This window comes from Siphonobacter sp. BAB-5385 (assembly GCF_002261125.1).
Taxonomy (GTDB): domain Bacteria; phylum Bacteroidota; class Bacteroidia; order Cytophagales; family Spirosomataceae; genus Siphonobacter.
In genome coordinates this window covers 21,002-28,115 of record NZ_NMPS01000039.1, presented here as the reverse complement: position 1 = coordinate 28,115, position 7,114 = coordinate 21,002, and the positions used below count along the sequence as shown (strand labels likewise).

At 51.7% G+C, this 7,114-nt stretch carries 5 protein-coding genes; 4 read left to right on the top strand and 1 reads right to left on the bottom strand.

Annotation, left to right across the window (positions count from 1 at the left end):
- Positions 1–292 precede the first annotated feature (292 nt).
- The 4 genes from BWI93_RS03730 (at position 293) to BWI93_RS03715 (ending at position 5,889) form a co-directional block, all read left to right on the top strand.
- The gene (locus BWI93_RS03730; RefSeq protein ID WP_094808817.1) at positions 293–2,713 is read left to right on the top strand and encodes a glutaminase family protein; all 2,421 of its coding nucleotides are present in this window, start codon (positions 293–295) and stop codon (positions 2,711–2,713) included.
- A gap of 178 nt (positions 2,714–2,891) precedes the next feature.
- Positions 2,892–3,923, top strand: a complete 1,032-nt coding sequence (locus tag BWI93_RS03725) for a family 43 glycosylhydrolase (RefSeq protein WP_094808816.1) — start codon at positions 2,892–2,894, stop codon at positions 3,921–3,923.
- A gap of 189 nt (positions 3,924–4,112) precedes the next feature.
- Positions 4,113–5,483 carry a S8 family serine peptidase gene (locus BWI93_RS03720; RefSeq protein WP_094808815.1) on the top strand — a complete coding sequence of 457 codons (1,371 nt, stop codon included), beginning with the start codon at positions 4,113–4,115 and terminating at the stop codon, positions 5,481–5,483.
- A 202-nt stretch (positions 5,484–5,685) separates the two neighbouring features.
- Complete coding sequence (locus BWI93_RS03715) at positions 5,686–5,889, top strand: hypothetical protein (protein ID WP_094808814.1); 204 nt, start codon at positions 5,686–5,688, stop codon at positions 5,887–5,889.
- Here BWI93_RS03715 and BWI93_RS03710 read toward each other — a convergent pair.
- Positions 5,886–7,073, bottom strand: a complete 1,188-nt coding sequence (locus tag BWI93_RS03710; protein ID WP_255157704.1) for a BamA/TamA family outer membrane protein — start codon at positions 7,071–7,073, stop codon at positions 5,886–5,888. The two genes, BWI93_RS03715 and BWI93_RS03710, sit on opposite strands and share 4 nt — an antisense overlap.
- Between the last annotated feature and the right edge of the window lie 41 nt (positions 7,074–7,114).

Below are 7,114 nucleotides of genomic sequence, written 5' to 3'. Positions count from 1 at the left end.
CCTATCGCGAAAAGCCGCCTTTTTCATCCGCAAAGCGGTAGCCTGGAGCGGGATGAAAAGAGCGGTGTTTGCGATACGGACTAAGAGATCAGCCGTCTTTAAATGACGAAGTATTGATTCATTGAGACTAATCGGTTGTTAATAAATTCTTACGTACTAAATGACCAGCCATGCCTTTGGAACGTAAAACAGACTTGTTAAACTCATCTTCAATTCCTCACAACCCCTAAAAACTACAGCTTTCAACCGATCCCTTTTACGTAAACTGCTTTATTATTTTTCCCTATTTACTATGAAAAAACACCTTTTACTGCTGGCCGCCCTGGCCGCGGGTGGCTGGGCTCAGGCCCAGGTAGGACGGGCCCCAGCGTACCCACTACTTACGCACGACCCGTATTTTAGTGTCTGGTCAACGACCGACGAACTGACGGCTTCACCCACGAAACACTGGACCGGTGCCGATCAACCCTTGTTGGGCGTTTTGACCGTAGATGGCGTCAATTATCGATTCCTGGGCCAAGAGGCGAAAGGCTATGAAACCATCCTGCCTACGGCGGATGAAATGGCGTACTCTGTTCAGTACACCGAAAAAGAACCCAAAAGCGGCTGGAATACGCTGAACTTTTCAGACAGCGACTGGAAAACGGGCAAAGCCCCCTTCAGCGATGACAAGAATCAGGCCGCTACGCTCTGGAAAAGCGAAGACCTTTGGACTCGCCGGAGCTTCACGCTCAAGCAGGCCCCCACGAGTCAGGTATACCTGAAAATTCAACACGACGACAACATCGAAGTCTATCTGAACGGAGAAAAAGTATACACGCACAAGGGCTGGATTACCAAGGTCAACTACATTCCCATTCAGTCAAAACTGAAAGCGGGAAAGAACGTACTGGCCATTCACGTGGCTAACACGGCGGGTGGTGCCTGGCTGGACGCGGGCTTGTCGAGTGAAATGCGTTCGAAAGAAAAAACGACGATGCAGGCGGCTACGCAGAAGAGTATGGATTTTACCGCTACGCAAACTAAGTATTCATTTACGTGTGGTAAAGTAGATCTGGACGTGTCCTTTGCTTCGCCGCTGTTAATGAACGACTTAACGTTGTACGCTCGTCCGGTTTCTTACGTGACGTACCGCGTAAAAGCCAACGATGGAGCCGCTCACCAGGTAAACTTCTACTTTGGCGTATCGAGCAGTCTGGCGACCAACGTACCCACGCAGCCCGTAACGGCGACGACGGCCTCAACCAACGATTACGTGGCCTTGAAAACTGGAACGAAAGAGCAGGCCATCCTGAAAAAGAGTGGCGATGACCTTCGCATTGACTGGGGCTATCTCTACGTGGCAGCTCCCAAGCAGAACCAGGCCGTTCAGACCGTAAGTACGCTGCCCGCCCTGAAAGCCCAGCGTTCAATGATCACGGAAGGTAAATCCCTGTTTCTGAATACGATCGTCAATCTGGGATCGGTGAATGCTACACCGAAAGAGCAATTTCTGACGGTAGCTTACGACGACATTGAGTCGATTCAATACTTCGGTACGAATCTGAAGCCTTGGTGGAAAGAAAACGGATCGACCATTGAGCGGGAAATTACTACGGCCATTAAGGATTATAAATCGGTGATGGAAAAGTGTAATGACTTCGATCGCCAGGTCTATGCCGATGCCAAAAAGGCGGGCGGCGAAGAGTACGCCAAGCTGTGTGTACTGGGCTATCGTCAGGCGGCGGCGGCTCATAAACTGGTGAAGAGTCCGCAGGGTGACATTTTGTATCTGTCGAAGGAAAACTTCAGTAATGGCTGTATCAATACCGTAGATGTTACGTATCCTTCGGCCCCGCTGTACCTGTTATACAACCCCGACCTGTTGAAAGGCATGCTCAACGGTATTTTCTATTACAGCGAAAGTGGTAAGTGGACGAAACCCTTTGCGGCTCACGATCTGGGTACGTACCCGCTGGCGAATGCACAGGTGTACGGCGAAGACATGCCCGTGGAAGAATCCGGCAACATGATTATTCTGACGGCGGCCATTGTGAAAGCCGAAGGCAAACCCGATTACGCCCGCAAGCACTGGAAAACGCTGACGACCTGGGCTGATTACCTGTTGAAAGATGGATTCGATCCGGCCAATCAACTCTGTACGGACGACTTCGCTGGTCACCTGGCCCGGAATGCCAACCTTTCGGTAAAGGCGATTGTCGGCTTGGGTTGCTACGCGATGATGGCCGAGCAACTGGGTGAAAAGGCCACCGCTGAAAAGTACCGCAAGAGTACCGAAGAAATGGTACAGAAGTGGATGCAGATTGCCGATGACGGCGATCACTACGCACTGACCTTCGATAAGAAAGGAACCTGGAGCCAGAAGTATAACCTGGTATGGGACAAGGTTCTGGGCCTGAAACTGTTCCCGCAGTCGGTGTACGAAAAGGAAATCAAGTATTACCTGACGAAGCAGAACAGCTATGGCTTACCCCTCGACAGCCGCAAGACGTATACGAAATCCGACTGGATTGTATGGACGGCAACGCTAACGGACAATCAGGCTGATTTTGACGCTCTTGTGAAGCCGCTGCTGAAATACGCTCACGAAACTTCGTCTCGCGTACCCATCAGCGACTGGCACGAAACCACCGATGGTAAAAAAGTTGGTTTCCAGGCCCGGAGTGTAGTAGGAGGATATTTTATGAAACTACTCAACGACAAAATGAAGTAGTTATAGTGGAATTCGATTACCCGTCGATGCCAGCTAGCTAGCTGGCATCGACTATTTGTAACCAGTGGTCGGTTGCTAGTATCTTTCAGGAAGAACGATACGTACTATTGGTAGTCAGTAACTGGATACCTTAATTTTCCAATTAATACAATACCATCCATCAAGCCAGCTAAACCTTATGAAAAAACTACTCTTCTTTTGTTTGATCTCCCTGTACACCCAGGCTCAAACTTTCACGAATCCATTGCTGCCCTCGGGAGCCGATCCCTGGGCCTTGTACCATAAAGGCTATTACTACTACATGCACACCACCGGGCGGTCACTCAAACTCTGGAAAACCAAGACTCTGCCCGAGCTGAAAACGGCGGAAGGAAAAGTCATCTGGACCCCGCCCGCGACAGGTCCGTACTCGAAAGACATTTGGGCTCCCGAAATCCATTTTCTGGACGGAAAATGGTACGTCTATTTCACGGCCAATGACGGAACCAGCGGCGATAACCGACGCCTGTACGTACTCGAAAACAGTGCCTCCGATCCGCTGGAAGGCGAGTGGGTGATGAAAGGAAAACTCAGCGATGCGAGCGATCAGTGGGCCATCGACGGATCGGTTTTTGAGCACAAAGGCAAGCGTTACCTGATCTGGTCGGGTTGGGATCACGTCAGTAAAACCGACGAGGTACAAAACATTTACATGGCCGCCCTCGAAAATCCCTGGACCGTATCCAGCGATCGGGTACTGATTTCAACGCCGACGTTCGACTGGGAACGCTACTGGGACAATACGACGGCGGGGAAGCCCGGCCGGCCCGTATATGTCAACGAAGGACCACAATTTCTCCGGCACGGCTCGAAGATTTTCATTGTGTACTCGGCCAGCGGTTGCTGGACGAACACCTACGCCCTGGGCTTGCTGACGGCTGACAACGGAGCGGATCTGCTGGACCCCAAAAGCTGGAAAAAGAGCGAGAAACCCGTCTTTCAACAATCGCTGGAAAAGCACGTGTATGGAACCGGCCATAATTCATTCTTCAAATCGCCCAACGGTAAAGAAGACTGGCTGTTGTACCACGCCAACTCCGGCTCGGATCAGGGTTGCGGAGGCAAGCGGTCGCCGCGGGCTCAGAAGATTACCTGGAATCGGGCGGGGATGCCCGTCTTTGGCGAACCCGTTGCCGAAGGAGTACCGCTCCCGTATCCCGCTGGTAAATAGACTAGTATAGCTCAAAAAGCGACGCTCTTGTTCAACAAGAGCGTCGCTTTTTTTGTAGGGTGTCCCCAATATTAGGGATTGATAAACGGGCAGCGAATGGAGCATTTTTACAACGTATTTTGACCCTAAACGAAATACAGGGATACCGGCCCTGCTACCGGACACGATCAACCTTCAACTTTTTTCACTATGTCAGATCATCAAAAAAACGCAAAGCCGGACCAGGAATTTACGGGTCGGTATCTGGTTATGTTTCCTGAAGGAACCGATACGCAGGCGGCCCTGGCGAGCTTAACCGAAACGACGGGACTGAAAGTAGCTCATTCAGCGGATTTTCCGGATGAACGTGTGCAGGACTCCGATTTTGAACAAAACGAAGCGATTTACCTGGATCAGATTGGCGTAGCCGTAGTCAATGCCGTACCCGATCAGTTGAATCGCCTGTCGCTAACGGTTGCCGATGCCAGCCAGGCGGTACTGATTGAACCCGAGCGGGTCGTGTACGCCATCAACGAGCTGACCGGCGAATACCTCAAGGGATTTCGCGATGCCGTCGACACCTTACTGGAGCGTACCCAGCAAACGGAAAAATCCAACGGAGAAGCCTTTACGGCCGAACAGGAAGTACAGGCCACGGGCGTGACCTGGGGTTTGCAGGCCGTACGGGGCGTGCCGTCGTTATTGTACCGTAGTTACAACGGAAGCGGGATCAAAGTGGCCGTATTGGATACGGGCATGGATTTGCAGCACCCCGATTTTGTAGGACGTAACATCGTGACGGCTTCATTTATCAACGAACAAACCGTTCAGGATGGCCACGGCCACGGTACCCACTGCATTGGTACCGCCTGCGGACCACTCAACCCCTCAGACCCGAATGTACCCCGGTATGGTCTGGCGTACAAGGCTACCATTTACGCCGGAAAAGTGCTCAGCAATGAAGGGTACGGTGGCGATGCGGGTATTCTGGCGGGGATCAATTGGGCTTTGGCTAATAAATGCGAAGTCATCAGTATGTCGCTGGGAGCAGGGACGCAGACGCAGGGGTACTCGCAGATCTTCGAAAACGTAGCGGCTAACGTACTCGCCAAAGGCACCTTGATTGTAGCGGCGGCGGGCAACGACAGCAACCGAAGCAATGGCGTGTACAATGCGGTGAGCCACCCGGCAAATTGTCCTTCGATTCTAGCGGTAGGAGCCGTGGATAAAAACATGAAAATTGCCAATTTCTCGAACCGGGGCAAGTACGCTCCGTACGGAAACGTGGACATCGTAGCTCCGGGCGTGGAGGTGTTCTCGTCTACCAAGATGCCGACGAAATACGCTACCTGGCAGGGTACGAGTATGGCAACCCCCCACGTAGCGGGTATTGCGGCTTTCTATGCCCAGCAGAGTAAAGCGAATCGGGGCTATGCTTTGTGGAAGAAGCTGGTGAGTACGGCGAAACCACTATCCCTTCCAACGACCGATGCCGGAGCCGGACTGGTACAGGGCCCGCTGTCCCGGCTGATTCTGAAACCCTGGCCGCTGGCCGTAAATGAAGAAGCATTGACCGACTAGCAATGGTGTGTTTTTTGCTGTGTATAACCGCTCGGATGGGCGGTTATACCTTTTTGGGTTTGAGGTTTGATAGTTTGAGCGTTAGAAGTTTTAAGTTTAAGCGTGAGGTTTGAACGTAAGATTTACTAAGGCGAGGGGGTGGTACGTAGGTTTAGGTACAGAAGAAAAATAAAAGAGAGGCACGCTTTTAACTACTACGTCGATGAAAGAATACATTCTCTCCATCCAGCCCGGTCAGACCCAGGTACTGGAAACTGCCATTCAGAAGCTGAATGGTAGCGTTACCCAGAAACTCAGTGAGATCAATGTATGGGTAGTAAGCCTTGACCCCGGTAACGCCGACGCCGTGCGGCAGTTGGCGGGGGTAGCGGGTCTGGAGGAAAGTCGTAAGATTGATCTGGCCTAGAACGCCTCGCCCGTCATGATGTAAAAGCCGGGACCTTCGTTGGTTAGACCCATGTCCATTCGCAGGAAAATATCTTTTTTCGGGAAAAGTAAGTACCGCAGACCCACGCCACCCGTATAGCGTACGAGTTTAAAGTTGAGTTCGCCCAGCCGAGGGGCCACCATACCCGCTGACGCAAAAACGGTTCCGCCAATACGTCGGCTAAAGCTAAAAGGCAACCAGCGGTGTTCTACCTGCGTGGCCAGGAGCTGGTCATCGCGGTAGCGGCCCTGGTAATAGCCCCGCATAATCATATCCCCACCCAGCAGTGACTTCAAGTTGAAAGGTACGTTCCCCGACATGAAGCTGCCGTACACCTGCCAGGCAAATACGTTTCGTTGATTGATAGGTCGATAGAGTCGGTTATCGAACGTAATGCCAAAAAAGTTCTCGCTACTACCCCAGGTTTTTCGGTAGGAAAGAAAGCCCAGTTCGGTAAACAATCCCTTCCGTACGTTCAGTACATTGTGCCGGTTATCGTAAACAACCCCCAGGCCCAAGCCTACATTGGTTGAACCCTCCGCACCCAGCGGCAAGGGGTACGCCTGCCCTTCACGGGGTTGCTGGAAGTCAGCATTATAGAGATGCTGAACATCTACCTGTGGCCCAACAAAAAAATTGGGTACTACTTTTCGCAGTAATCGTTGCCTCGCAATCAGATACATGGCGTCCACAACGGCGGGGTTATCCCCCGGCGTATCCGGACCGCTGCCGTAGTAGAGAAGCGGAAACCGCTGAAATCGCACGCGTCCCAGTAGAAACCATTTATCCTTATCGCCGTACATGGCATTATCGAGCCAGATGCCATACTGAGCCTGTAAGGTCACAAAGGTAAAGGCCGTAATCTCACTCAGCCGGTTCAGGGTATCGCCTTTGGCCTGATACAGGTACATGGACGAAAAACCAATCTCCACACTGGTTTCCGGGGCATAGGCCAGCGTTGGATACACGCGAAAACTGGGTTTCCCCGGAGCTGTACTATCCGCAATGAGTTTGTTAAAGACCCGCCGAACCATCGAAGGACGTTTTTCTTCCTGGGCCAGGGCTGGGCCTACTACCAGCAATCCGGCCAAAACCAGTAGTTGTTTAGGAAACGATTGCCAATAGTTCAAAAAGCGAATCGGAGAGCTACACGAACGAAACATATACGAATAGAACAGGGTATGGGCTAAAATGTTCTGGGGGA

Excerpts from the sequence above, each read along its gene's own strand:
- BWI93_RS03730 (WP_094808817.1), top strand. The coding sequence starts at position 293 with ATGAAAAAACACCTTTTACTGCTGGCCGCCCTGGCCGCGGGTGGCTGG.
- BWI93_RS03725 (WP_094808816.1), top strand. The coding sequence starts at position 2,892 with ATGAAAAAACTACTCTTCTTTTGTTTGATCTCCCTGTACACCCAGGCT.
- BWI93_RS03720 (WP_094808815.1), top strand. The coding sequence starts at position 4,113 with ATGTCAGATCATCAAAAAAACGCAAAGCCGGACCAGGAATTTACGGGT.
- BWI93_RS03715 (WP_094808814.1), top strand. The coding sequence starts at position 5,686 with ATGAAAGAATACATTCTCTCCATCCAGCCCGGTCAGACCCAGGTACTG.
- BWI93_RS03710 (WP_255157704.1), bottom strand. The coding sequence starts at position 7,073 with ATGTTTCGTTCGTGTAGCTCTCCGATTCGCTTTTTGAACTATTGGCAA.